This window comes from Bacillus sp. JJ1474, from assembly GCF_036965225.1.
Classification (GTDB): Bacteria; Bacillota; Bacilli; order Bacillales; family Cytobacillaceae; genus Cytobacillus.
The window spans coordinates 1-658 of record NZ_JBALPC010000344.1 but is presented as its reverse complement, the minus strand read 5'-3'; the positions used below and the strand labels follow the sequence as shown (position 1 = coordinate 658).

The 658-nt window shown below is 35.6% G+C and carries 1 protein-coding gene; it reads right to left on the bottom strand.

The features are described 5' to 3' along the window. Positions 1 to 658: LysM peptidoglycan-binding domain-containing protein (locus V7164_RS25565; RefSeq protein WP_335355645.1), on the bottom strand; the 658-nt coding region annotated here is incomplete at both ends.

The window sequence follows — 658 nt, the reverse complement described above, 5'->3', positions numbered from 1 at the left end:
ACCAGATTTCTTCTGATAATCTGAAGCTGTTCCATAGGGCACTTGTAAAACAAGAGGTTTTCCTTGTTCAGTAAATTCTACTGTAAAACTATCAGCAGCTCCAACCACTTCCACTTTAGCAGATTGAACAGACCCAGGAATATTCAGTTTCTGTCCAATTAGAACCATTTCCTTACTAAGCCCATTTGCACCAGCAAGTTCTTTAGCTGTCACCCCAAAGCGTTTAGCTATTCCCCATAACGTATCTCCAGGTACAGCCGTATAGATACTTTCTACATCGCTTTTAGCTTCTAGTGGCAATAAGAGTTTTTCTCCAACAATTATTTTGTCAGAACTCATATTATTTTTCTTTTTCAAATCATTTATAGATATTTCATACTGTTTAGCAAGAGAGTATATCGTATCCCCTTTTTGGACTTTATATGAAACAAAGGCTTCTTCTGTGTGTTGATTAGGTAAAAGAAGGTGTTGGCCTACAGTAATTTTTTCTGTTACTAGACCATTTACTTCCATTAACTGCTCTACACTCACTTGATACTTTTTAGAAAGATTATATAAGTTATCTTTTGGTTTAACTGTATAAGTTGAGCTATATGCTTCTGCTTTGCCGTTTAATAAGATAATAGCTGTAATAGCTCCAGCAGCTGTAGTTATGATC